The organism is Natronoglycomyces albus (assembly GCF_016925535.1).
Lineage (GTDB): Bacteria > Actinomycetota > Actinomycetes > Mycobacteriales > Micromonosporaceae > Natronoglycomyces > Natronoglycomyces albus.
The window spans coordinates 3,887,881-3,910,534 of the sequence record NZ_CP070496.1 but is presented as its reverse complement, the minus strand read 5'-3'; the positions used below and the strand labels follow the sequence as shown (position 1 = coordinate 3,910,534).

The 22,654-nt window shown below is 62.2% G+C and carries 22 protein-coding genes and 1 tRNA gene; 12 read left to right on the top strand and 11 right to left on the bottom strand.

The window, feature by feature from the left end:
• Position 1: 1 nt before the first annotated feature.
• Entirely contained in the window at positions 2–562 is a 561-nt protein-coding gene (locus tag JQS30_RS16685) for a DUF5318 family protein (RefSeq protein WP_213171363.1), read from the bottom strand.
• Between the two features lie 614 nt (positions 563–1,176).
• On the opposite strand from JQS30_RS16685, the gene JQS30_RS16680 reads away from it, so the two are divergent.
• From JQS30_RS16680 to JQS30_RS16645, 8 genes are all read left to right on the top strand, one after another.
• Complete coding sequence (locus JQS30_RS16680; protein ID WP_213171362.1) at positions 1,177–1,839, top strand: PadR family transcriptional regulator; 663 nt, start codon at positions 1,177–1,179, stop codon at positions 1,837–1,839.
• The gene (locus JQS30_RS16675; protein ID WP_213171361.1) at positions 1,832–2,908 is read left to right on the top strand and encodes an inositol-3-phosphate synthase; all 1,077 of its coding nucleotides are present in this window, start codon (positions 1,832–1,834) and stop codon (positions 2,906–2,908) included. The genes JQS30_RS16680 and JQS30_RS16675 overlap by 8 nt, the downstream gene beginning before the upstream one ends.
• 455 nt (positions 2,909–3,363) lie before the next feature.
• Positions 3,364–4,068, top strand: a complete 705-nt coding sequence (locus JQS30_RS16670) for a hypothetical protein (protein ID WP_213171360.1) — start codon at positions 3,364–3,366, stop codon at positions 4,066–4,068.
• Positions 4,061–4,498, top strand: coding sequence for a hypothetical protein (locus JQS30_RS16665; RefSeq protein WP_213171359.1), 438 nt, complete (start codon positions 4,061–4,063; stop codon positions 4,496–4,498). Before JQS30_RS16670 ends, JQS30_RS16665 begins: the two co-directional genes overlap by 8 nt.
• Before the next feature lie 334 nt (positions 4,499–4,832).
• On the top strand, positions 4,833–6,185 hold the full coding sequence (locus JQS30_RS16660; protein WP_213171358.1) for an MFS transporter: 1,353 nt from the start codon (positions 4,833–4,835) through the stop codon (positions 6,183–6,185).
• A 197-nt stretch (positions 6,186–6,382) separates the two neighbouring features.
• Positions 6,383–6,997 carry a DUF6069 family protein gene (locus JQS30_RS16655; RefSeq protein ID WP_213171357.1) on the top strand — a complete coding sequence of 205 codons (615 nt, stop codon included), beginning with the start codon at positions 6,383–6,385 and terminating at the stop codon, positions 6,995–6,997.
• A 108-nt stretch (positions 6,998–7,105) separates the two neighbouring features.
• Positions 7,106–8,398, top strand: coding sequence for a peptidylprolyl isomerase (locus tag JQS30_RS16650; protein ID WP_213171356.1), 1,293 nt, complete (start codon positions 7,106–7,108; stop codon positions 8,396–8,398).
• On the top strand, positions 8,398–8,868 hold the full coding sequence (locus JQS30_RS16645) for an Lrp/AsnC family transcriptional regulator (protein ID WP_213171355.1): 471 nt from the start codon (positions 8,398–8,400) through the stop codon (positions 8,866–8,868). Before JQS30_RS16650 ends, JQS30_RS16645 begins: the two co-directional genes overlap by 1 nt.
• Here JQS30_RS16645 and JQS30_RS16640 read toward each other — a convergent pair.
• The 4 genes from JQS30_RS16640 to JQS30_RS16625 form a co-directional block, all read right to left on the bottom strand.
• Entirely contained in the window at positions 8,865–9,599 is a 735-nt protein-coding gene (locus tag JQS30_RS16640; protein ID WP_246497964.1) for a lysophospholipid acyltransferase family protein, read from the bottom strand. The genes JQS30_RS16645 and JQS30_RS16640 overlap by 4 nt on opposite strands.
• Before the next feature lie 144 nt (positions 9,600–9,743).
• Positions 9,744–10,385, bottom strand: a complete 642-nt coding sequence (locus JQS30_RS16635; protein ID WP_213171354.1) for a bacterial proteasome activator family protein — start codon at positions 10,383–10,385, stop codon at positions 9,744–9,746.
• Between the two features lie 14 nt (positions 10,386–10,399).
• A complete protein-coding gene (locus tag JQS30_RS16630) occupies positions 10,400–11,137 on the bottom strand; it encodes a lysoplasmalogenase (RefSeq protein WP_213171353.1) in 738 nt (245 codons plus the stop codon).
• On the bottom strand, positions 11,134–12,012 hold the full coding sequence (locus JQS30_RS16625) for a sterol desaturase family protein (protein WP_213171352.1): 879 nt from the start codon (positions 12,010–12,012) through the stop codon (positions 11,134–11,136). Before JQS30_RS16625 ends, JQS30_RS16630 begins: the two co-directional genes overlap by 4 nt.
• Before the next feature lie 273 nt (positions 12,013–12,285).
• Here JQS30_RS16625 and JQS30_RS16620 point away from each other — a divergent pair, with 273 nt between their 5' ends.
• Positions 12,286–12,933 carry a GNAT family N-acetyltransferase gene (locus JQS30_RS16620; RefSeq protein WP_213171351.1) on the top strand — a complete coding sequence of 216 codons (648 nt, stop codon included), beginning with the start codon at positions 12,286–12,288 and terminating at the stop codon, positions 12,931–12,933.
• A 10-nt stretch (positions 12,934–12,943) separates the two neighbouring features.
• Here the strand turns inward: JQS30_RS16620 and JQS30_RS16615 are convergent, their stop codons facing one another.
• The 5 genes from JQS30_RS16615 to ygfZ form a co-directional block, all read right to left on the bottom strand.
• Complete coding sequence (locus JQS30_RS16615) at positions 12,944–13,402, bottom strand: helix-turn-helix domain-containing protein (protein ID WP_213171350.1); 459 nt, start codon at positions 13,400–13,402, stop codon at positions 12,944–12,946.
• A 4-nt stretch (positions 13,403–13,406) separates the two neighbouring features.
• On the bottom strand, positions 13,407–13,754 hold the full coding sequence (locus JQS30_RS16610; protein WP_213171349.1) for a hypothetical protein: 348 nt from the start codon (positions 13,752–13,754) through the stop codon (positions 13,407–13,409).
• Between the two features lie 110 nt (positions 13,755–13,864).
• Positions 13,865–13,947: transfer RNA gene (locus JQS30_RS16605), tRNA-Leu, on the bottom strand.
• 165 nt (positions 13,948–14,112) lie between these two features.
• Positions 14,113–15,096, bottom strand: coding sequence for an asparaginase (locus JQS30_RS16600; protein ID WP_246497963.1), 984 nt, complete (start codon positions 15,094–15,096; stop codon positions 14,113–14,115).
• Positions 15,097–15,119: 23 nt separating this feature from the next.
• Complete coding sequence (gene ygfZ / locus JQS30_RS16595; protein ID WP_213171348.1) at positions 15,120–16,181, bottom strand: CAF17-like 4Fe-4S cluster assembly/insertion protein YgfZ; 1,062 nt, start codon at positions 16,179–16,181, stop codon at positions 15,120–15,122.
• A gap of 340 nt (positions 16,182–16,521) precedes the next feature.
• Between ygfZ and JQS30_RS16590 the strand changes: the two genes are divergently transcribed.
• Entirely contained in the window at positions 16,522–17,388 is an 867-nt protein-coding gene (locus tag JQS30_RS16590) for an aminotransferase class IV (RefSeq protein WP_213171347.1), read from the top strand.
• A 575-nt stretch (positions 17,389–17,963) separates the two neighbouring features.
• On the opposite strand, the gene JQS30_RS16585 is transcribed toward JQS30_RS16590, so the two are convergent.
• Complete coding sequence (locus JQS30_RS16585; RefSeq protein ID WP_213171346.1) at positions 17,964–19,349, bottom strand: FAD-binding oxidoreductase; 1,386 nt, start codon at positions 19,347–19,349, stop codon at positions 17,964–17,966.
• 319 nt (positions 19,350–19,668) lie between these two features.
• Between JQS30_RS16585 and JQS30_RS16580 the strand changes: the two genes are divergently transcribed.
• Together JQS30_RS16580 and JQS30_RS16575 are read left to right on the top strand one after the other, a co-directional pair.
• Positions 19,669–21,027 carry a hypothetical protein gene (locus JQS30_RS16580; protein WP_213171345.1) on the top strand — a complete coding sequence of 453 codons (1,359 nt, stop codon included), beginning with the start codon at positions 19,669–19,671 and terminating at the stop codon, positions 21,025–21,027.
• A 62-nt stretch (positions 21,028–21,089) separates the two neighbouring features.
• Positions 21,090–22,631 (top strand): serine hydrolase domain-containing protein, encoded by a 1,542-nt coding sequence (locus tag JQS30_RS16575; protein ID WP_213171344.1) that lies wholly within the window; start codon positions 21,090–21,092, stop codon positions 22,629–22,631.
• Positions 22,632–22,654: the final 23 nt, after the last annotated feature.

Here is a 22,654-nt window from a genome sequence, read left to right as displayed (position 1 = left end):
ATTAACCATCCACGTCACAGCTTGTGCCGCCGGTGCGGTTTTGGGGATCCGCACCCAGCCGCGTCAGTTGCCCCGAGCTAGTTGGGTTCACATTGTTGTGGTTCACGTCCGGCCCGGTAGTGGTCGTTCCCGCCGGGCGGCGCGTGAGGCCGGTCGCGCCTGGAGGCGACTCGACTGACTCGGTGACCTTGAAGTCTTGCACATTGAATCCGAGTCGGAACTGATAGATCAGGTGATTCCAGCTGCATTCGCGACATACTTCGACCGCGAAGACATCGAACTCAGGGTAGCTTTCGGCCAATATGCGCAGTTCGCGTTTGCTGCGGGCTGAGCCTGACGCCGAGGAGAGATCGTCGCCGAACACGTAGTGAACCATGCGGAGGCGACTGCGGCGGCAGATGGGGCAGCGTCGCGCGAGATCTTCCCCGTGGAAGCGGGCTGCGTTTGCCAGATACGGGCTGGCATCACACACCTCGGAGGTGCTGATGAGGCCACTAGCCACCTGCTGCAGCAAGCGTTTCTTGCGCAGCGCGTAGTCAACGGTGGTATATCGTTCCCGCACCCTGCCAGCCTAGCTGCTAAAAGCCGTGTGTCGGTAGTAGTGTTCTGCGATTCATCGCACGTGGTCCTCCTGGGTGGTCACCTCGTGGGTTGCGTGGGAGCTCCCTCTCATCCTAGAAACGCCACACCAATCATGGACATTGTGGAAGTCAGTGCAGGTAACAGGCCCGATGTTTGCGCGGTGATCGTGAGGCAGCCAGACTGCTTTGCCCTGATGCCTCGAGCTTCCTGGCACGTTTGGTCTTTGAGTTCGGCACGTTCGGACACCATTGGGTTGTGTTGTGCCTCATGCGCGATGGTGCGCTGGCCACAACTTGCCGGTTGTCGGTCCGTTGGCCTCGGTTACCTCCAGCGACGGGGTGATACTGCTCGCCTTCGGTGGCGGTTACCTCTCAGTAAGTTGACCAATGCCGCTAAGCTGCGTTAACGTACGTTGATATATCGGCTCGATACATCGACTCAATACATGTCGATGGGATCGGGGCGAGTACGCCAAACCTTGGGTTCGCGTCGCTCATTATCGCGAACGCGAACGTAAATCGGATCGGTTCTCTGAATTCTAGAGGCCGGCAAGCTCCAGCCTTGTCCACAAGGCGCTGTTGTGAGGAGGAGAGCATGCTGGAACTGGCCATACTTGGTCTCCTGCATGACTCGCCCATGCACGGCTATGAGTTGAGAAAGCGCTTGCTCAACTTGCTCGGTGCTTTCCGCGCCGCGATTAGCTACGGCTCGCTGTATCCCACCCTCAAAAGGATGCGCGAGCGCGGGCTCATCGTGGCCGATGAACCCGACGCGACCGACGAAGCACCGGTGCTGACGGGGCGCCGTGCTCGCATTATTTACCGGCTCTCACCCGAGGGCAAGGAACGATTCGCGGAAATCATGTCCGGTTCTGGCGGGGATGACTGCTTTGAGGACGCCCACTTCGGCGTGCACTTTGCGTTTTTCTCCCGTACGGACCCGGCTACGCGGCTGCGCATCCTCGAAGGACGCCGCCGCCGCGTAGAGGAACGTCGGGAACGGATCCGCGCTGCGCTGGACCGCACCACCGAGAGGCTCGACGCCTACGGAGTGGAGCTGCAACGGCACGGCCTGGAGACCGCCGACAGGGAGGTCCGGTGGCTCAACGAGCTCATCGCCTCCGAAGAACAGGGAACACCACCTTCCCAAACCTCTGATACTGACCGCCATCGGTCAGGGGCCTCGCCTAGCGAGGATGCGGAGAAACGGGACAGCACCATCGAAAATAACGAACAAGGAGGCATGCGCGATGGGTAAAATCCGCGTCGCAATTGTCGGGGTAGGTAACTGCGCGTCTTCGCTGGTTCAAGGCGTTGAGTACTACAAGGATGCAGCCCCAACCGACCGAGTACCCGGACTCATGCACGTGCAGTTCGGCGAATACCACATCAGCGACATCGAGTTTGTCGCCGCGTTCGACGTAGACGCCAAGAAGGTCGGCCATGACTTGGCCAGCGCCATCAACGTCTCGGAGAACAACACCGTGCAGTTCGCTGAGGTTCCGCCCTCGGGTGTGACCGTGCAGCGAGGCCCGACCTTTGATGGTTTGGGTCAGTACTACCAGCAGATGGTGTCAGAATCATCTGACGAGCCGGTGGATGTCGCGCAGGCGTTGCGTGATGCGAAGGCTGACGTGCTGGTGTGTTACTTGCCGGTCGGCTCTGAGGAAGCGACGCGCCACTACGCCCAGGCTGCTATCGACGCCAAGGTGGCGTTTGTGAACGCGCTGCCGGTGTTTATCGCATCGGACCCAGTGTGGGCTGAGAAGTTCACCGAGGCTGGCGTGCCGATTGTCGGGGACGACATCAAGTCGCAGGTGGGCGCCACCATCGTTCACCGGGTGCTGGCGAAGCTGTTCGAGGACCGTGGAGTGCAGCTGGACCACACCTATCAGCTGAACTTCGGCGGCAACATGGACTTTATGAACATGTTGGAGCGCACGCGCTTGCAGTCGAAGAAGGTCTCTAAGACTCAATCGGTGACCTCGCAGATCCCCCGCGAAATGAATGGCGCCGATGTTCACATTGGTCCCTCGGACCACGTGCCGTGGTTGACCGACCGCAAGTGGGCCTACATTCGCCTGGAGGGCACCACTTTCGGTGATGTTCCGTTGAACGCGGAGCTGAAGCTGGAAGTGTGGGATTCTCCGAACTCCGCCGGTGTCATCATCGACGCGCTGCGCGCGGCGAAGATCGCCGCCGACCGTGGGCATGGCGGACCGCTGTTGTCGGCGTCGAGCTACTTTATGAAGAGCCCGCCGGTGCAGTATTCCGACCACGATGCGCATGAGGCGGTCGAGGCTCTGATCAAGGGCGAGACCAAGTAGTTCTTGATGTAAGGCCCTCCTTATTGAGGTGTGCGTCGTGGAGCCCGTTTAGCCGCTTCTGTGACGTTGAAGGCCCAGCAGGCAAAGCCTGCTGGGCCTCTTGCTGTCACGGTGGGAGCCTGTGCTGCTAGATGGTGAAGAGCCCCCAGTGGTAACAGTTCTTCGAGGACTACATCGCGCTCCTGCGGCGCTATCAGCGGCCATCGGAGCAGACTCCCGCAGGTCACCTTGAGGCTCTTGGGGTTCCCGACTCCGCCTTTGTCTGGGGACGACTCGGGTTGACAGTGGTGGGCTGGCTTCGCGTTGAGATGGTCAACCAATGCTGTCGACCCCATTTCGCAGGCACGTGAAAGTTCCTTGTTTTTGTTAGAGTCGGTGGGGACGCCATGCGGTTCTGACCCCCATGGTTGTTCCTTTGTGTAGCCCCATCGCCCCTTTGGTTAGGAACCCCTTGCGTGTCGTTGATTGACGCGTTGGCCTCCAGTATCGGTGCCAACGTGGATGCCGTGCGCGGCTGCGTCTGTGAAGTTGCTGGTACGAAGGCCGCATTGGAAGAAGTCGCCACGCAGCTGGAAGCTCTATCCGCTGCGGGCAAAGCGGCACAAGCCCAGGTGTTGGTGGATGAATGTGACCAAGTGATGGCGGCGTTGACATCGATCGCCACTGGCCTCGAGGCCGAGCGGGCCAGGGCCGAAGCCCTCAAAACCACCCCAGGCGGCGGGCCGTCTGCCGCTGCCGCACCAGAGTACGAGGTGAGGACGGGACTAGAGCGCAAACCCACGCCGCTGGACGCGGCACCGCCCCACCTCAAAGCACCAGTAGCCAAAATCGGAGACCCGGTCAAGCCCGTTGAGTCCGCACCACCGGAGTCAGCTGCCTCTCGGTTGCGACGGATGGGACGCAAGTCAGTTGAGGGTGCGGATGACTTTCGCGAGTATCTCCAAGAAGTGACCACACCAGCCCTTGAGTATGAGTCCAAGTTTGACCCCTGGGGCACCAGCGTCAGAACTGAAACCCATCATGTAACAACAGTTCAGGCACCCGTGACGTCGCAATCGATTGATGTACCAGACATTATTGGGACGGCGACGATGATGACGGCTTTGCTAATTGACGGCGCATCAAGATTCACGAAGAGAGGAAACGAGAAGCATGAGTGATCACGAACGCTTGAAGGACTTCGTTAAGGCGCTCGCGCTGGGTGATGTTGCAACGAGCCAGCGGCTGGGTCCGCAGCTACTCGAGGGCGATACGAAGTACCTGGGTCTCTACGTGACTGCTGCTTCCAGCCTCTTCATCGACCGTCACTTTAGCGGTGACCACAGTTTGGAAACGATCAAGGACTTTGCTGTGGAGATGCGTGACCAATTTCAGAAGGCAGACCCACCAGTTAAGCCGCTTCACGTGGAAGCCGTCATTCGTGCAGTCTGGGGAGAGGATCATCTACTTGACGATATCCGGGGCCGTGACCAGTACTCCACCCATGTAGCGATGATCAGAAAAGTCGGGTTTGATTCTGAAGACATACGGGCCAACATTGACGCAATTCTTGACGAGGCGGAAGAGCTTACCGACGAATGGACATCGTGAGCGGCATACCCAGGGTTGCGCGCAGCCATATCCAGAAAGCCAGGTGTTTCCTGCTGCTTGGAAAGTCAGGCGTCCACGATCTTGCAATTCCGCAGCTGCCTCACGGTTTACCACTGTTTTTGTACGCGTTCGGCTGGACCAATCGCCCAATGAAGGCTTTTGTGAGGGGCACCTCTGACGTGCCGGTCTCAACACTTTCGTCGCGTTGGTTTCGGATGGAGCGTGCGACATAGATTCCCTTCGTCGGCCCGGTGCCCGCTCCCGGAGTTCTTGCTCTCTGCGCCGTGCGCCGAGGGCGTATCGACGCCTGTTCTAGGTCTCCTAGACTCAAAGGATGCGCACCGAAGGCCATATGCGGATCTTGGCCCGCACCGGCAAGTTCCGTCGACTTCTCGCCGTGCGGCTGACATCGCAAGCCTCCGACGGGGTATTTCAAGCCAGCCTGGCCTTTAGTGTCTTCTTCAACCCGGACGTGGTGGGAGCCGACCCGCTTGCCTACGCGGCGGCGGTGGCGGTGCTCATCGGCCCGTACTCGCTGTTGGGCCCCTACGTCGGTGTCGTGCTCGACCGGTTCCCGCGCCGCAACTTGATCGCGGCGGTCAACATCGGCCGCTGCGGTGTCGTCCTTGGCGTCTCGACGGCCATCGCCTTGTCGTGGCCTATGTGGATATGGATATTCCTGGCCATGATCGCCATCGCCAGCAACCGCTTTATCCTCGCTGGCGTCACCGCCTCCCATCCGCATGTGGTGGAGACTCCGCAGCTGGTAACCGCCAACTCGGTGGCCTCCACCGCTGGGGCCGCGGTGTTCGGCCTAGGGCTGGCCACGACTGGCCTGCTGCAACTGTTCGGCTCCGGAGCCTGGTCGTATGCGCTTCTGGCAGCCCTGGGCGCGGCCGGGTATCTCACCGCGGGCCTGCTCGCGGTGCGCTTGTTTGCCGCAATGGACCTGGGCCCGGACGACAACGAACGCACCACCACCTCTGTCTTGGGCGAGATCGCCGCGATCTCGCGGGGGATGATCACCGGGTTGCGCCACCTTGCCGGTCGCAAGGGCCCCGCCTATGTCATCGCGTTGCAAGGCCTGCATCGCATGCTCTATGGCATCCTGTTCGTCGTCGCCGTGACAATGCTGCTGGTGTACTTCTGGGATCGCCTCGCCGACCCGGACGCCTCCGGGCCCCTGGCCTGGCTCATCGCGATCGCCGTACTGGGAAATGTCGGCGTCGTCATCGCCGCGTTCATTACTCCCAAAGCCACCCGCACCCTCGGCTCACACCGCTGGGTGGTCCTGTTGCTGACTCTCGCCGCGTTCACTGTCGCGGGTATCGGCGCCACCATGATGCAAATGTCCTTCGTCGTGGCCGTGCTCTTGATCAACATCGCCTCGCAGGGCATCAAGATCGTGGCAGACACGAGCTTGCAAAGCCGCATCGACGATGCCTATCGTGGCCGCGTCTTCAGCCTCAACGACACCGTCTACAACGTCTCCTACCTGCTGGGACTCTTTATCGGCGGGTTGATCGTACCGGCTGACGGTTACGCCCCAGGCATTGTTTTCGGCCTAGCCTGCGCCTGGGCGCTGGCCGCGATCGGCTACCACTTCACTGCCCGCACCGCATGGCCCTATGTGGACGCCCCAGGGCCGAGTGCGCAACGGCAGACCGCGCAAAACACCTCCGCGTGAGGCCAAAGTTCGCAAACTTCCTTTCGCGGAGCGAAATTCTGCGACGATTGAGCCTGCAAGCACACCATCAGCACGCATGAGACCCATTCAGGTGTGCTCCTGCCAGGTCGCAAGGCGAGGATCACCGGCGGTGAACTCTCCGCAGACCACGCCGCAGGTGTGGACGTGAATGAGTCTTGAGGGCAACGGAGTCGACCATGACCGAACAAAGCCGCCCGGGGCAACCCACCCGGAAGTTCACCCCCGGCGAAGCCAGCCACCTGAAAAACCAACCGCGCGGCTACACCGAATACGAGCAGCGCGACACCGGATATGGATACAACACTCCCAACCAAGCAGGCGGCTTGCACCCGCAAGCTGGGCAGCCAGGCCCAGACGAGCGTGTCGTCGACGCGGGCAAACTATGGTCTGGCGGAGTCGGAACCGCCGTGATCGCCTCCCTGGTCGTCTTGGTGGGCATCCTGCTCGTACGCGGAGTGCTCGCCATTCCGGTGCTCGCACCAGAAGACGCGGGCACTTACGGCACCGCCTCGACGACCTCCTACGCTTTCGGTGCCTTCGGAATCGCGATCCTAGCCACCGGCCTGCTACACATGATGCTCATGTTCATGCCCAGCCCGATCAGTTTCTTCAACTGGATTCTCGGGCTCATGACGCTGGTGTCGGTGTTGATTCCGTTCACCATGAACGCCGAGATGGAATCCCAAATCGCCACGGCCTCCATCAACGTCGTCACCGGTATTTGCATCATCAGCCTGCTCAACACAGTCGCGAATATCGCCGTGAACCACAACCTCATCAACCAGCGCTGATAACAGTGCCTGGCAACCACGAAGGGCCCGCCGTACTGGCTTTGCCACGTGCGCGGCGGGCCCACCCGTGGCAGACCGCGTTTGCCGCGCACCTTACGATTCACAACTATGGGAACCACCCCGAACCCGCAGGAGACACCCGATGAGGCCACCGACGGCACTCAAGCCGCCGGTGATCACGACGAGGGCAACCTCCACGACGAAAGCCCCAAGCAACCCAGTGCCGCCGACGCCACCTCCAGCCAAGCAACAGGCGATAGCGACACAGAAGTGAGCACCGCGAACAGCGAAGACCCCGATGAGGCTTCCCCAACAGAAGCGAAACCGGACAACGCTGCAGGGGCGTCCGATGGCACCGACCAAGGCACTACCGACCCCTCAGGCGAGGACACAGACACCGCCGTCGACGACGGCCCCACCCTCCCGCACGTGGAGTTCCCACCACCCCAACCAGCCGAGCCCGTCGGCGAATATCGCCCCAGCGGCTTTGCCCCCTACAGCCCCTCGCAACCCGACGCGTGGGCCGACGCCGAAGGACCCCCGTGGCTTGGGCCCGGCGGCTGGAAACGCACCCTCGCCGGCATATCCGCCCTCCTGCTGATCTTCGCGTCCGTCGGCGCGGTCTCCTGGTGGATCTTCGCCTCCGACGAGGAAGAACCGACCCGCCCCAACGATGTCGTCCTGCGCGAAGAATGTCGCATCACCGACGCCGAGGACACCGTCAACCTTCCCCCATTCACACCGGGCCAGCCCGCCGACCGGTCGCTAGCCACCATCGAGACCAACTACGGCGACATCGTGGTGATGCTCTTTGGCGACCTCGCCCCCTGCGGAGTCGAAGCGTTCACCTATCTGGCCCAGGCCGGTTTCTACGCCAGCCACGACTGCGACTGGCTCACCACCCAACCCCAAGAACCCACCGCCGTCCTCGAATGCGGCCAACCGGGCCCAGACGGTGACGGACCCGGATGGCGTTACCTAGCCGAGGTCGCCATGGCCGGAGAAACAGTGCTCGACGCGCTGGCGCTCAAAACCGATGACACCGGCCAAGCGGGCAGCTCGTTCACTCTCGTACGCGGACAATCCGTCGCCACCGCCGGAATAAGCGTCATTGGGCAAATCATCGACGGATTCGATGTCCTAGACCAAATTGGGGCGCTTCCTGAGGCAATTGAGTACTCCGCTGAACCGCCGCAACCGGTCACAGTGTACAACGTGACCATAGAACAAACCGAGATCGACTACGATCCATCAGAAGACGTCGACGCGACCCGCGACGTTGAACCCACCGACAACGCCGACCGCGACGGCGACGAGGGCGAACCAGACACCACGCCCAGCCCGAACGGACCCACAACCACCGACCTGCCCACCAGAGACCCTCCGCGAGGAGACCGTTAATGATCGACCAGCTCGACGCCAAACTGCTGCAATTGCTGCACAACGAGCCCCGAATTGGCGTGCTCGAAGCCTCCCGCCGACTCTCCGTGGCACGCGGGACCGTGCAAGCTCGCCTCGACCGCATGCGGGAACGCGGCGTCATCCGCGACTTTGGACCCAACCTGAATCCCGCCGAACTGGGCTACCCGGTCACGGCGTTCATCACCCTGGAAATACGTCAACAAAGCGGCCACCGCCCCGTGACCTCCGGGCTTGGGGACATCCCCGAAGTACTCGAAGTTCATACCGTCACCGGCGCCGGTGACCTGCAATGCCGAGTCGTAGCCCGCTCCGACGCCGACCTACAGCGTGTCATCGACGCCATCGTCACCCTCGACGGTGTACAGCGCACCCACACGGTGATCGCGCTCGCCGAAGAGATCCCCTACCGTTCCATCCCACTGGCCAAGCAGGCCTCCGAAGGGCGTTAACCCTCGCTCGACTCCGCGTCCTTGCCAGCGTCGGCCTTCTTGACCACAGGGCGGCGCTTGGCATAGGAGTCAACATATTCCTGCCCAGTCAGCTGCCGGATCGCATCCATGATCTGGTCGGTCACCGCTCGCAAAACCAGCCGCTCGGCCCCCATCGACTCATAGCGACTGAACTCCAACGGCTTCCCGACCCGAACCCCAACCGGCGCCACCCGCGGACGCGACTGGCCGATGGGCATAACCTGCTCGGTTCCGATCATTCCCACCGGAACCACCGGGGCGCCCGTAGCCAACGCCAAACGCGCCACCCCGACCTTGCCCCGGTACAGACGGCCATCGGGCGAGCGCGTTCCCTCCGGGAAGATCGCGAAGACCCGGCCCTCCTCCAACACCTGCTGGCTGGGGCCCAGAGCGTCAGCGGACCGGCGGCCACCGGAACGGTCGACGGCGACTTGACCCAACGCCTTGACAGTCTTCGACACCAGCTTGCCTTTCAAACCAGCGCCGCTAAAGTATTCGATCTTCGCCATGGTGGCGATGTGACGCTTGGTTGTCAGCGCCAAGAAATAGTGGTCGGCGACTGAGAGGTGATTGCTGGCCAGGATCACGCCACCCTCGTCGGGAATGTTCTCGTGTCCGTCAATCCAGGGACGCCACACCGCCTTAATGGCTGGGGCAGCCGTCCATTGCAAGGTCTTGTAAAGCACCGTGTCGCGTCTCCAGTAATTCATAGAGGCCACCGCTGTCACGAAAACGTCCTCAGGCGAGACAGCGGACCTCGATCAGGCCCGAATGCGTTGGTTCGAACGCGCGGCCTGTCCGCGCGCCCGAGCTGGGGAGCCCGGGCGCAGGCAGTCTATGGCACGAATGAGTTACTACAGATATTGGCCGGGGTGCTGATCAGGTTCATCACCGTTGCCTTGTTCGGCCATGACAGCTTGCAAAGAAGGTGGTAGGTTGCCTGCTCCAGCGGGCAAGGCCGGGATCTCACCACGCCGCATCTGATCCAGCTGTAGCTTCGCGGCCATCTGTTGGGCCACGAGCGCGGCCTGGATGCCGTGGAAGAGCCCTTCCAGCCACCCCACCAGCTGAGCTTGCGCGATACGCAGCTCCGCATCGGTCGGCGTCTCGTCAGCGGTGAACGGCAGCGACAGCCGCTCCAGCTCATCTTGCAGCTCAGGGGCGAGGCCCGACTCAAGCTCGGCAATGGACCGGGCGTGGATCTCGGCTAGGCGCTGGCGTCCCTTTTCATCGAGGGTGGCCTCGCGGACCTCTTCGAGTAGCTGCTTGATCATGCTGCCGATTCGCATGACTTTGGCGGGTTGTTCGACAAGCTTGGACGGATCGGATTCGGCGGCGGTCTGTTCTTCCTCGGCTTCGCGGTTGGACTCGGCGTCGGTCGCTTTGTGGTTCTGCGACTCCACCGGGTTGCCCTCGGCGTCGAGGACGACCGCGTCGGTGGATTCTGGCCCTTCGGTGCGGGCCTGCTCGTCCGAGGTGGTCGTCTTGTCACTCATTAGTGGTGCATTCCTCACAAATAACGTGGGTCTGGTGTCTTCGCGTGCGGGTGTTTCCCCCGCTCATAAGAGAGCCTAGCGCGCAGAATCCCAGTGATGATGAGTAGCTGCGCGGCGGCGTAGGTGGCCATAATGGCCACCCCTATCCCGGGCAACGTCACGTCCGTTAGCCGTATTCCGATCATCAGATCGGAGACGACGAACAGGATCGCGCCGGTGGCAACGCGATACGAGAGGCCGACGGCGAGTGCGGCCATGCTGACCAGCAGGAAACTATAGGCCGCTATGGGGGCGGCGAGGCTGTCAAAGGAGTCCCACAAGAGGATGTTGAACGTGGCCCAAAACACCACCAGTACGCCGGGGACGATGAGGCGGCGGCCGCGCAGGCGCGCCCATGCGCCCAACCGGGCGAAGACGTAGAGGTAACACAGCTGCATGAGCCCGAAGACCGCCACGCCGGTCAAGAATGCCGCCTCGGAGTCGAGGATCAGCGCGATATCGGCCACCCACGCGCAGGCTAGCCCGATGAAAAGCCACGTCACGATGGGATTGGCGGGGACGAGGCTGCGGCCGGTGGTGCGGCCGAGGTTCGCCAGGTCGTCTCGCCAGGCCACCGTGATGAGATAGGCGGCGAGGATGGGCATCAGCACTGGTTTGGTGGCCCAGACTCCAGCCGTCGAGCCAAAGGCGACCGCCAGCAGGTTCGCGGCGGTGAAGAGACCGAACAGGCTGAGAATCCAGCGTGGGTTCATGTGGGTTCCTTTGCGTTTTTCTCTGGGGTGACTTGGGCATCGGGCCCGGTGAGGTCTTTACCCCAGCCGGGTGGCCCAAAGAGGTATCCCAAGCGGTCGCGCCAGGTGCGCGAGGCCCGCACGTCGCGCCAGATCGCCGCGTATTCGTGAAAGGCGACCCGCAACGGGTTGTAGGTGCGGATGTTCTGGGTCAGGCCATAGGTGACCGGTGCGGTTTCGGCGGCGAAGCTGCCGAAGATGCGGTCCCAGATGATGAGGATGCCGCCGTAGTTGCGGTCTAGGTAAATCTCGTCGCTGCCGTGATGGACGCGGTGATGGGATGGGGTGTTGAACCAGAATTCGAGCGGGCCCGGCAGGTATCGGACGCGTTCGGTGTGGATGAAGAACTGGTAGGTCAGGTTGATCGACTGTTGCAAGAAAATCATCCACGGTGGCATGCCCATGAGCACCAGGGGTAGCCAGAACGGCATGCCTCCCATGGGGGTCCAGCTTTGGCGCAGCGCGGTCGTCAAGTTGAAGTACTGGCTGGAGTGGTGAACCACATGGCTGGCCCACAATAGGCGGATGCGGTGGTGGCAGCGGTGAAACCAGTAATAGGCCAGGTCGTCGGCGAAGAACAGCAACACCCAGGTCCATAGGTTCGTCGGGTCGAGTTCGAAGGGGGTGAGGGTGTAGACGCCCGCGTAGACCACCACGACGGCGAATTTCCAGAAGAACCCGACCACCTGCGAACCCGCTCCCATTGTCATGGAGGTGGCGGCGTCCTTGAGCTCGTATCCGCGCTGTTCGTGGTGGGGTTTGAGGCGAAAGGAGAGGGCTTCGACGATCACGAGGAGTACGAAGGCGGGGATGGCGTAGGCGACTGCGTCGATCATGATGCGGAGTCCCTTCGGTGGGGCGACCGAATGTCGGGGCTTTCTAGGGTTGAACTGGCGGGGTGGGGAGTGCTGGGGCTGCGCATTGGCATGCGGCGAGCGCGGCTGACGAAGTTTCTTAGTCAGTGGGACGGTGACTTAATTCTCACCCTTATTACCGTTCGGTAGCAAGGGGTGGGTGGATCTCAATGTGGGAAACGCGCTTTCGCGTTCTCGACCGTCGTACTTCCGTGATAGCTATTGGAAGTCGTGACGTAAGGATGTGACACACAAGTGCGACAGACACAGATGACGATTGCGGACCTGGTGATGGCCTGGGGGCGCGGCTGGGCTGTTTCTCGGGGCACGCACGCGCCCACGTCGATCGAGGGCGGTTTCCGCATTGACGTTGGATTGCCTGGGCACCGGGTTCGGCACATCCTGCACACGGTGCAGCCCAACGCTTTGCGTCAGTTGGCGCATTCGCTGACTGATCCGGGCAGCTGGATCAAGGTGTTTTCGGTCGATCCAGAGCTGATCGCTTGTTTCGACCAGCGGTGGAAGCGTGATGTGCCCGGCTACCTCATGTCGGTGTCCTTGATCGAATCCGAGGTGTCCTTGCCGGCGGGCTACTCCGTCGAGGTCGACACCGACCATGGTGCCACGGTGGCGCGGGTGCGGGCGGCAGATGCGTCCGAAGCCGCGTCGGGACGGATGGGGCCAGCCGGTGAGTTTGCGGTCTTTGACCAGATTAAGACTGACCCAGGTCATCGTCGGCGAGGCCTGGGGCGGGTCGTGATGCGCGTATTGGGAAATCACGCGATTGAAAAGGGAGCGCACACCGGGATCTTGGGAGCAACGGAGGAGGGCTTGGCGCTTTACCAGGCCATCGGCTGGACGGTCCACACCGAGTTCGTTGGCTTTAGCCTCCCAGAGGAATAGCGGGCCTGGATTAGGCGGATGGTTCCGTCTTTCGCGCCGCCTCGTGGGCCACTCGTTCAATGCGCACCATAAGTGTTGCCGACGGTGCCACCTTGCCATTGGCATAGGTCGACAGTCGAGAAACGGACGTGCCGATACGGGAAGCGAACTCGGAACGCGTCAAACCTGAATCCGCAATGGCTTGTTTGATCGTGGACGCCACTGCTTCACGTTCGGTATCTGCGGCGGCGCTTCGGGCGCTGCGGATCACCCGTTCCATAAGATTCCCGACGCCGTACGGGCGGTCGTATGTCAGGACATGCTCGACTTGGCGGGCCGTCTTACCCCAGGGATCGCGATCAATTGCGGTAATCAGCCGCTTCCAGTCCCGCACTGAACCCCGATCCATTGCCGGGTGGACGGCCTCAACCGGCCACTGTTCCACCGGATCCGACGGGGACACGTTCAGGTTTCGAAATCGCAAAGCCATGTATTCACCTCTTCGCAATTAGTTCGGCCAGCGCCTCGCAGGTAGCCACCACGTTTGGCCACTCGGTCCAATGGTCGACAAGATTGCGGTATGCGTGAAGTTCTTTGGTGACCTTGAAGTCTGATGGGCACGGTTCGCCGAGTTGTCTGACCAGCTGAGACCGGACACTTTCCTCATCCTTGCGCTGATCAGAGTAGTATTCGTCAATTTGTGCCAGTATCCCTGCTGAGAGGTCAAGGCTGTATTGATTGCTCAGGGCAGCAACGTCTAGATAGTCGCGAGTTTGTCTCCTTCGTACGTTCAAGAACGCCTTGATCCGCAAGGTTTCCGCCGGGGTGGGAGTTGAACTCACATGTCCCTGAGGAGACTGGGATTTGGGGCTAGGGCGTCTGTTGGTCGTCGTTGGTAGGGTCGCCACTCGCGCGAAAGGACCACAGCCTGCGGCTGAGGTCCTTTACTCTGTGCGCGAGGTGGGAGTTGAACCCACACGTCCCTAAGGACACTAGCACCTGAAGCTAGCGCGTCTGCCATTCCGCCACTCGCGCGTGCGTTTTCGTCATGACACAGTCTGACGAGGCAACGAAAAGAATAGTACCGGTCGCCAAACGTTTACTGTCATCGGGCCTCCCTTTGTTGGGCCCACGCTCACATCGGTTGGATGGATGGCGGGCCTAACAGCAGGCCTTAGCGCGTCGAGTATGAGGTGGCTCTTAAATGAGAACCCGCAGGTGACCGACTGTGCGTCCGCCGCCCTTGATGTCGGGGGCTTCCAGCGCGGCGAGCGTGGTGGCCGCGTCTGCGGTTGGTTCGGGGTATCCCAGCTGGCGTAGTGCGGCCAGGGCCACGGGCATCGCGGCGCGGCCATTGCCGTCGTCGATTTTCACCGCGACGGCTCCGACTCCCGGTAGGGCGAACGCTTGGATGCCTTCGGCCCCAGCTTTCGACATGAGGCCGCCGATGGCGCGCATCGCCCGGGAGTCGTTGGATTTGGTGCCGCCGATGAGGTCGGGGTAGGCACGAATTCCGTCCGCGATGGCTCTCTCGTGGGTGCCCGCTGGGGCTTCCACGAAGCGTTGGAAGGCGCGGGCGAGCCCGGTGAGGCTGAATGCGAGGACGGGTGCTCCACAGCCGTCGACGCCGGTGGCCTGCACTTTCTCTCCGGTGCATTCTTCGACTGTTTCGCGAATGGCCACTTGCAGTGGGTGGGCCGGGTCGCGGTAGTCATCTAGCGGCCAGTCGCGGTTGGCGCAGGTGGCCAGCATCATGGAGTGTTTGCCCGAGCAGTTCATGTAGATGCGCTCGGGTTTTCCGCCAGCGGCGAGGACGTCGCGCCGGGCCTCTTCGTTTCCGGGCAGGTCTACTGGGCATAGCAGGCTGCCTTCGGCCAGGCCGGCGTCGGCCAGGATGGTGCGTGCCGCGTCGACGTGCATGGGTTCGCCGTGGTGGCTGGCGGAGCCGATGGACAGGTCGGCTTGGCGTTGCGGTTTCCAGCCGACGCGCAAAGCCGCGAGCGTCTGCATGGGCTTGTTGCTGGAGCGGGGGAACACCGCGCCGGTGACGTCGCCGATTTCGCGCACGAGGGTTCCGCGCGCGTCGAGGACGGCCACGGAGCCACTGTGGAAGCTTTCGGCAAATTCGCTTCGGACGATCTGGGCCAGCGGGGAGCCGCCTACGTACTTCATTTCATCAGCCACAAAGTCGAATCTACCTTGCGTTTCTACTGTTGAGCAGCTTGTGAACCAACAGTGAGTTTCGTCTCCGGGGCCGATGCGATCTTGCGCTTGAGCAACGCCAAGGCGATCTGGCCTTCTTCGTAGTGCTGCACGGCGGTGCCGAGCCGCCCGACGGTGCGTTCACCGCTGGTGATCTCCGTGTCGGGCTGGGGCGGGTGTTCGTCGGTTCCGTCCAGGTGCAGGCTCACCAGCAGGCGTGGGGCTTGGCCGAGGTTATGGACGCGGGCGACGGTTTCTTGCCCCCGGTAGCAACCTTTGTCGATGTGGACGGCGCGTACTAGGAGCGCGGGCACTTCGTGCGGGATGGTCTTGTGATCGGTGTCGATGCCGACGCGGGGGGCCTGGTTGGCCACGCGCAAAGCGTCGTGGGCCCAGGTTCCAGCCAGGGGGAGGCCGAGGCTATCGACGGTGGCGTCGAGGTCCTGGCGCGGCACCAGTAGGTCCACGGTCGCCTTCCCAAACCGGTCGGTTCGGCGTCGCCAGCCTGGCGTGCCATCGGGGTGCGGTCCGCCCGGGTAGGAGGAGGTGGGGATGGAGGGCACGTCGGCGGCGACGTATTTGGCGGGCGGCACCTCGGATATATGCGGCTGGGCTAGATCCAAACTGGCCTGTGTCACGGTCAGCATGGCCCAGTCGGTGCGCAGTTCTATATCGACTTCGGTGAAGAACTTCATCATGTGGAGGAACCTCAGCAGTGCCTCGCCTGCGCCCGGTTCGCAGTCCAGCCATGTGGTCGTGCCGTCGTCGTAGACGCCCGCGTGATGTTCGATGCGGCCGGTCGGGGACAGGACCATCAGCTCGGTGCCGGTGTGCGCGGGCAGTTGCAGCAGGTGTTGGCTGGTGATCTGGTGCAACCAGCTGAGCCGTTCACCGCCGGTGACGGTGATCAGGTCGCGGTCGGATAGGTCGAAGATGGCTCCACCGGTATCGGCGGCACGCTGTTCGCCCAGCGGATCACCGTAGTGCCAAGCGGTCGTACCCGTGTGTTCGCCGTTCTCAATGGTGGCGACGGCGCCGGGGCGCTTGAGCAAAACCGATGCGTTCATGCGTGACTCCAAAGTTGACCTGGGGCTGCCTTTGTCGATGGTACGTCGCCGAAGGCGCCGCTGTTGGCTTGTGCGGTCATGCCGCCGGTCACGAGAGTTCGCCTGGTTTGGGCAACGGTCAAGACTCCATAGGCACGCGCTGTGAAGGTCGAGAATTTTTGTTCATCTGCGTAAGGTTTAAGTGGCGAGGGTCATTCAGGCGTACTTCTGTGACGGCTAGGGAGCCTGACATTCGTCGATGCGGCGATGGCGGCGACGTGCGGACGCGACCTGGGATCGGCCTCGTTTGACGAACCGAGGGGCGCATTCGCACCGCGTCCTGTGAATTAAGGGAGCATGTATGGCGAAAGTTCTAGCAGTGTTGGGACGCGGCGCGATCGACCCGGAGCAGCCCATTATCCGCGCCGATGACCTGGGAGTTTTGCGCGGCGACGGCATCTTCGAGACGTTGAATGTGCGCGGCGGCGAGATGTTCTTGTTGCGCGAGCATCTGGTGCGCATGGCGGCCTCGGCTCGCCGCACTGAGATCGACCTTCCCCCTTATGAGGCTTTGGACGAACTGTCCGAGCAAGCCCGCCAGGCGTGGCTGGCCCACCCCGATTTCGACCCGGACGCTGAGGCGGCGCTGCGCATTGTGGCTACGCGCGGCCTGGAGCATGGCAGTGAGCCGACGGTTTACGCCACGATCGATCCGGTGCCGCGTGAGCGGACTTTGCCGCGCCGGGACGGCCTCCAGGTGCTCACGGCTTCCTCGGGAGTCAACGCTGACACTCGGGGGCAGGCGCCGTGGCTGCTGGGCGGAGCGAAGCTGCTGTCGTACGCCACGACGATGGCGGTCATGCGCTGGGCGAAGAGCCTGGGTGCCGATGACGCCCTGTGGGTGACCGCCGATGGCTACTGCCTGGAGGGCCCGACTTCCTCGCTGGTGTGGCGGGACAAGGACGTGCTGTGCACGACGCCGACTGATACGGGGATTCTGCCGGGTACGACCAGTACGTATCTGTTGCAGCACGCTTCGAAGCTGGGGCTGCGTTCGGAGGAGAGGCTGATTACGCCCGAGAAGCTGACGCGAGTCGATGGCGTCTGGATGACATCCTCAGTCAGGGGTGTGGCTTTTGTCACAACCTTGGATGGTCAAGAATTGGCAACAGACCCTGAAATGCACTCTGAGCTGGTGAAACTCTCTGGATTTGAACTGCCTTCATAACGGTTCGGCATAGATTCACAGGTTTTTCACAGCTTCATTGGAGCCGAGATTCAGAACCGTCTCCCATAGTCATAGTTGTTCCGGTCACGCCGACACGTTGACCGAGATGAAATGGGCAGTTTCTCGGGAGACACGGAACGAATCCGGGGGCAAAACCGGTCCGGGCCATCGGGCACAGCTCGGGTCGGTGCCATAAAAAGTGGAGCTCCTCCACTTTATCGGGGCCGCAGTGAATGGGCAAGCACTGCGGCCCCCTATCTCTTTCAGGGCGAGATCGCTTGGTGACAGCGGCGTAGCCGCGATCACCTTCCCCTCCATAGTGGGCGTAGCGACTCAGCGGCGCATCTATCGCGACCCGCCCGCTCCCGCACGGCTAAGCCGCGGGCTGAGGTTCAAGGCCGCCGGAGGCGAAGTTGACACAGCCAAACAAGGCGACCAGCACGCCGAGGATGCCTTTCTCATAAGCCTCACCGCATCGAACCCGCCTCAACTCCACCCCGCCAAGGCCCGATACGAGCTACTCGCAGCGTGCCATCCCAGGGATTAAAAGCCGAGCCCCAATTCCCCGCCGCATCTCACTCCAGGCTCGGTAGCACCTTGCCGGGGTTGAGAATCCCTTGTGGGTCGAACGCCTGCTTGATGGCCCACTGCATCCGCAAATTCACCGGATCCAACTCCCGGCGCAGCCAGTCCCGTTTGAGAACACCGACCCCATGTTCACCGGTCACAGTGCCACCCAAGGCCAAAGCCACATCGAGGATCTCCCCAAACGCGGCGTTTCCCGCCGCCACGCTCTTTGGATCTGCCATGTCCACAATGATGTTCGGGTGCAGATTCCCATCTCCGGCGTGGGCGATGACTCCGATCGTCACGCCGTGCTTGCGCGACATTTCCTCCACCGCGTCCAGCGCTTGCGCTAGCGCCGTACGTGGAACGGCGATGTCGTCAACCAGGACCGCACCCTTCTTTTCCATGGCGTGCAAGGCATCCCGACGAGCCTGCATGAGCGCGTCGGCTTCCATCGCGTCGGTTGCCTGATGCACTTCGGTAGCACCGGAGGCCTCACAATGCGCGGCGATGGCCGACAGCTCCGCTTCGGGATTCGCCGCATCCGATGCCGCCAGTAGCAACGCGGCCGCATCCATGGGTAGTCCCGAAGGCCGCATGTCCTCAATGGCGCGCATATGCACCGCGTCCACCAACTCCAGCAGGCTCGGCTGGAGACCGGCGCCCATGAGAGAGGTGACGGCCGCGCCGGCTTCTGCGGTGGAATTAAAGACGGCGGCCAAAGTCAAGCGTTGCGCGGGAATGGGCGACAGCCGCACGGTCGCCTCAGTGATGACGCCAAGAGTTCCCTCCGAGCCCACGAACAGACGCACTAGGTCGTATCCAGCCACACCCTTGGCGGTATTGCGACCGCAGCGCATCAGGTCACCATTGGCGAGAACCACCTCAAGGGCCTGTATGTATTCGGAGGTGACTCCATATTTCACGCAACACATTCCGCCCGCGCCGGTGGAGATATTGCCGCCGATGGTGGAAATTTCCCACGATCCGGGGTCGGGCGTGTAACGCAGATTGTGTTCCTTCGTCGCTTGGGAAATTTCGGCGTTGAGCACACCTGGTTGGACTACGGCGAGCCGATTGGGCGCATCGACTGATAGCACCTGGTTCATGGCGGTGAGGTCCAGTAGCAACGCTCCGTCGGTGGCGGTGGCCCCGCCCGCCAATCCGGTGCGGGCACCCTGGGGCACCACCGGGACGCGATGCTGGCTGGCCAGCCTCATGACCGTCTGCACTTGCGCGGTTGACTTGGCTCGGACCAGGGCGGCGGCGCGGCCCGGCTTAACGGTGTTGGTGTGGTCGACCGAATGCGCCTCCACCACGGCCGCGTCGGTCGAGTAGGAAATGTTCGCCTCGGCGAGCGAAGCCAGCACGGCGGCGATAGCGGAGTCACTCATTCCTCATGTTTACCAACATCGCTGTCAGTTCTCCAGACCAAATAGGCTTTTTCCACGCTCGCCGCTCTGGAGGCGTCGATGGTCACCGGCACCAATAGAGAGTTTCGCGGCCTTCGTCCACGCGTTAGCGTGAGCGGTCTCGCCGGCGCTTTTGAGGCGCAACTGCTCAGACCGGTCTGTGATGTATTGACAGATGTCGATGCGAGAGGCCGGGGGAGGTCATACGAGTTGTTAACATGTTCAACAGCAGCAACGAAGGACCGCCCCCCCACATCGGGCCCAAGGTCGCCCTCATCGACCGGTGGGTCACAGGAGTCCTATGACTACCGCTGACACCCAGGCGCGACCACAGCTGGGGAAACGCTTCCTCGTCACCGGCAGTAAGATGGCGGCGATTCCGCTGATCTTCGGCCTCTCCGGCATCATCTACTTCATCGCGATCTCCGCCTACGACGACCAGGTGGGCGCGGCCTACGGCGTCGCCTTGACCGTCACCGCCGCCGTCACCATGCTGGGGGCGGGGATCTTCGTATACGCGATGCACCGCCTGCCAGGCGAAGGACTGCACCACCCCGACGCCCGCGAACAATTGGCTCACACCGGCGGGGCCGTCGTGGCGGCCATCAGTGTTCTCACCGTGATCTTGCTGCTGGCCGGGCTGGTGTTGACGACGTTGGACGACACCGGTTATCTGGCGGCGACCTACTGGCCCCGGATGGTGGGGGCGATGTTCTTCCCCATGCAGGGAATTCTCACCGCCGCGCTAGTCCTCGCCGACAAGGAGGGGGCCGCGCTACGCACGACCGTGGAGAACTTCGGACTACACTTCACCGTCGCCATCTCGATTTGGTACCTGCACCCGAGCCCGCACGTGGCGTTGATGACGATCGGCGGGGCGATGGGGCTAGTCACCTTGTTCACGCTATTGCGCAAGTGGTTGCGCCTGGGGAAGGACAGGTGGCTTATCAACCGAGCGTTGCGCGAGGGGGCCGCAACGTTCTTGCTCGCTCCGTGGGCACACGTGCGATCGCACCCCAAGACCCTGGCCGGGGCCGCCGACGGCATCATCATGATGTTCACCTTTGCCGTGGTGACGAGTTTGATGGCACAGTCAAAGCCAGTCGAAGCGCTGACGACGGCCGCGTTGATCACGGTGATTCGCACCTTCATGTTGCCGATGAAACAATTCGGGATCGTAGCCGCCAAGCAGCTTCGGCGTGAGACTCAGGTCGACTCCGCGAGGCAAATCAAGCTGTACGTGTCGATTGCCTCGGCGCTACTGCTGCCGGTCGCGGCCCTCATGTTCGTCGCCCCCGGTTCGCTGCTGACGCTACTGGGGGCTTCGGCAACCACCGTGGCCATGGAGTGGGCGGTGCGTCTGTGCGCCATAGCGTTGTTGCTAGAACCAATTACCGGCTGCCTGGCCTCGGCTTTCAAGATCGTCATCCGGCCCACGGCAAACCTGGGAACCCTAGCCGTCGTGATGCTGTTGGGGGTGATCCCAGCCGTCACTTTGGCCGCACTCTGGTGGGGCCTGACTATGCTGGTGGCTTGGTCGATCTTGCTGATCGCCCGGGCTATATTCGCCGCTCGGGTGATCGTGCAGTACTACTCGTGGCGACGCGACTGTCTAACCTCACCACCTACCCAACCCCACCGCAATCCGGTGCCTGCCTAGGCGACCGGTTATGACTTCGTCACGCCTGGCCAAGCCGCGCCTACCCAAGGAGTTTCTCCGCAATGGATGAAAAATTCCGTAGATTCACTACCTGGTCAGCCACGGTCGCCATCGTGTTCACTCTTGCGCTTGTCGCCCCACCCGCCGCCAACGCCCAGGGGCCCAACGACGAGGACATGCACACATCGGTGGAAGAGTATTTGCGTGAACGGACCGCCCAGACCCGCACTCCCGGCGCGAGCTACGCAATCGTCTCCTCCGATGGCATCGAGTCCATGGACGCCTGGGGCACCTCATCCAACGGCAACCCCGTCACGACCGAAACCAACTTTCTATGGGGCTCCGTGGCCAAGCCCGTGACATCGGCGGCGGTCATGCAACTGGTCGACGATGGCCGCCTTGACCTGGACGACCCGGTCAAAGACCATCTGGACTATTTCACGGTGGCCGATGCGGAGGCAGCCGAACGTATAACAGTGCGCCACCTGCTGGACCAGACGAGTGGCTTGCCAATCGACACCCTCATCACCGACCGATTCGGCGACTACGACGACCCATACTCCGAAGCTGTGGCCGACCTAGCGAACGTGGAACTGGATGCCCAGCCAGGCCAGCGGCACATCTACACCAGCGCCAACTATCTGGTCTTGGGGGCGATGATTGAGCAGATCACTGGCGAGAGCTTCGCCGACCACGTCCACTCACAGTTTCTCCGGACCATGATGGACTCACCCATCCTCGATCGGCCTGCGGCCTCTAGGCTCGACGGGGGCCACTCCTATGCGTTTGGGCAGCCCGTCTCGGTCAAGTCTCCCTTTGACGAGGCCGGAGCCTCCTATGGCTATATGGGAGGCACGATCACTGATCTGGCCGGGTTCGCTAAGTTCGTCCTCAATGAAGGAAGCGTCGACGGGCAACAGGTCGTCGCGACCGAATCGGTCGCGACGATGCTCGAAGGAAGTGCCGAGATCCATAGAGCCCACATGTACGGCTTGGGCTGGCGTGACGATGAGCGCAACCGCGACCTGGGGACGTCTACCTACTGGCACAACGGAGCCGTGCCCGGATACACCACGTTCATTGCCGTCATGCCCGAACATGACACGGCGATCGTGATCATGCAAAACATCTTCGGCCACTTCCAGGATGTCCAGCTGCTGCAAACCAGTCTCAACGCGACCCGGATAGCAGCTGGGGGCGAGGCCGGCCCAGACTCAGGGCGCGCCACGTACGCCTCGACACTCGCGATTCTGGCGGTGGTCTTGTTGGGGTTTGCAACGATTCTGGCTTGGTCGATACGCCGGCTTACTCGCCCCTTGTCGAACAATGAACGCCGTTGGCTCTTGTATGTCTGGACGATCGGATGGGCTTTGGTCGGGTCCGCGTTGACCTGGGCGATCCTCTGGTTCCCCACGACAATGGGGGTGCGGTTGGCAATGGTGCGGATGGTGGCGCCCGACATGGGCTGGATGTTGACGTCCCTGGCCGCCATCGCCGCAATGGTGGCCCTCGCGTGGCTCGTAGGCGGATCGGTCAGGCTTTACCGCCTACGGCCATCGCGAGTGGACAAAGATTTCGCCGCGACTGAACCCCGTCCGGGGTAGGCCAATGTGGCCATGCGGCGAAG